Source organism: Streptomyces bullii (assembly GCF_042657145.1).
GTDB lineage: Bacteria > Actinomycetota > Actinomycetes > Streptomycetales > Streptomycetaceae > Streptomyces > Streptomyces bullii.
Map to the genome: position 1 here is coordinate 1 of NZ_JBHSNY010000038.1, position 2,222 is coordinate 2,222.

Here is a 2,222-nt window from a genome sequence, read left to right on the forward strand (position 1 = left end):
AGCCATGATCCAGCGGGCCCTGGCCTCGCCACTGCCCATCGCCTGGGTGACTGCAGACTCGGCCTATGGCCAGGAATGGCGGCTGCGGCGGATGCTGGAGGAAGCCGGCGTCGGTTACGTCCTGGCCCGCCGCAGCCTCGCCCGCCTGGAAGAGGTCGCCTACTACCTCGCCTACGCACCCGCCGGCACAGCGGTTCCTGAGCTGGCCCGGATAGCCGGCAGCCGGTGGGCGATCGAGGAGTGCTTCCAGAGCGCGAAGAACGAATGCGGCCTGGACCAGTACGAGGTCCGACGTTATCCGGGCTGGTACCGGCACATCGCCCTCGCCATGCTGACCCACGCCTACCTCGCGGCCATGTCCGCCACCGCGACGACGGCAAGGGGGGTCGCAGAAACGGTTCCTGTGCCCTTGCACCCCTCACCGTGGCAGAAGTCCGGCGGCTCCTGGCAGTTCACCGTCCCCAACCCACACACCGGCGGAAAGCCGATCACGCGCTGAGCTGGTGCTGGGTGGCGGCGCCGCCACCAGGCAACCGCACGACGCTGCCACTACCGTCGCCGTCACGGTGGAGGTCACGAACTTCCGGCACCTGACGCCACGGCAGCCGAACAGACTCAAGAAGGTGCCTCTGACCAGCAGAGATAGCGAACTGCAACTGGAGTACTAGGGCCCGTCTTCAAAGGTGCCTACTGAGCTGCCGACGCGAAGTCGGCGGCTCGTATCTACCTGTTGTCCCGCGCTCTCTCGTAGGCGGCCAGTTCCTCCGCGTTGCCAATGAAGGCCGGGCCGCAGTGTGATGGCAGACGATCGACGACCATCGCTACTGCAGCTTGCGCGCTGTCCGTCTCGGCGATCCGCGGGCTGATTCGGCTCGGCCCTTCGACGTAGTACCGGCCGTCTCTTAGGGCGCCGATGTAGGGGATATCCCAGGTGTGGCGGATCTTCGTGCACCTGCTGAAGTGCAGCTCCCACATACCGGCCCATGGGTAGAGCTGGCGAAGCAGCGGCTCTGCATGCGCCACCAGCACCAGCTCGGCAAACGGAGCGGCAAGCGGCGATCCTTCCGGTCCGCGAGGTTCGTCGGCTGTGGTGAGGATTTTGTGCCAGGCTGCTTCAACAGTATTGATCATGCCGTGATTGTGCGGGCACTGCTGCCCGTCATCAAAGATCACTCCCTGGCAAATCATGGTCAGATGCGACACGAACTCAGTGACCAGGAGTGGGATTTGCTCGCTCCGCTCATACCGCGGGCCGTCACCGGCCGACCGAGTGTGGATGACCGGCAGGTCATCAACGGGATAATCTACAAGATACGCACCGGCCTGCCGTGGCGTGATCTGCCCGACCCCTACGGACCATGACAAACGGTCTACACCCGCTTCCGTCGCTACGCGTTGAGCGGTGTCTTCGCCCGGGCCCTTCAGCAGATCCAGGCCCAGGCTGATGCGGCCGGTGACATCGACTGGCTCGTCCAGATCGATTCCACCATCGTGCGAGCTCATCAGCATGCCGCCGCCACAGGCCGAAAAGGGGGACCCATCAGCCGGACGAACCGGACGATCACGCCCTCGGTCGTTCACGCGGAGGTCTGACCACCAAGATCCACCTCGCCTGCGACGGCCGAGGCAGGCCGCTGGCCCTCCTGGTCACTCCCGGCCAACGTCATGACGGTATCTGCGTGCAACCGCTGCTGGAATGCATCCGCGTCCCACGCCTCGGCCCTGGCCGTCCGCGCTGTCGTCCCGACCACCTGATCGCAGACAAGGCGTACAGCTCTCGCGCATTCCGCGCCTACCTGCGCAAACGCGGGATCGGCCACACCATCCCCGAGAAGGCCGACCAACAGCGACACCCGACACAACCGCGCCGCCAAGGCGGCCGGCCGCCGGCATTCGATCGGCAGATCTACCGTCGCCGCAACGTCGTCGAACGCTGCTTCAACCAGCTCAAAGGCTTCCGTGGCATCGCCACTAGATACGACAAGACCGCCACCTCCTACGAAGCGGCGGCCAGTCTGGCGTCGTTCCTGCTTTGGGCAAGATCCGTTTGAAGACGAACCCTAACAAGTCATCTCATTTGGCTGGGTAGGCTGCCGTTGTGGTGAGGATCGTTGAGCGGCTGGTGCCGGACGAGTTGTGGGAACTGTTCCAGCGGGTGGTGCCAGAGGCGCCGACCCGGCCTCAAGGCGGCGGTCGGCGTCGGCACGGTGATCGTGAGGTAC

2 protein-coding genes and 1 pseudogene are annotated in these 2,222 nt (G+C 65.1%); 2 read left to right on the forward strand and 1 reads right to left on the reverse strand.

What is annotated here, in order from left to right:
- Positions 1–499, forward strand: a 499-nt coding sequence (locus ACFPZJ_RS39740) for a transposase (RefSeq protein ID WP_381031954.1), incomplete at its 5' end; no start/stop codon positions are given.
- Between the two features lie 224 nt (positions 500–723).
- On the opposite strand, the gene ACFPZJ_RS39745 is transcribed toward ACFPZJ_RS39740, so the two are convergent.
- Positions 724–1,188, reverse strand: coding sequence for a DUF6193 family natural product biosynthesis protein (locus ACFPZJ_RS39745; protein ID WP_381031956.1), 465 nt, complete (start codon positions 1,186–1,188; stop codon positions 724–726).
- A 6-nt stretch (positions 1,189–1,194) separates the two neighbouring features.
- Here ACFPZJ_RS39745 and ACFPZJ_RS39750 point away from each other — a divergent pair.
- Positions 1,195–2,051: pseudogene (locus tag ACFPZJ_RS39750) on the forward strand (IS5 family transposase).
- The last annotated feature ends 171 nt before the right edge of the window (positions 2,052–2,222 follow it).

Bases quoted from the DNA above. Each gene is read 5' to 3' on its own strand.
- ACFPZJ_RS39745 (WP_381031956.1), bottom strand. From the start codon at position 1,188: ATGATTTGCCAGGGAGTGATCTTTGATGACGGGCAGCAGTGCCCGCAC.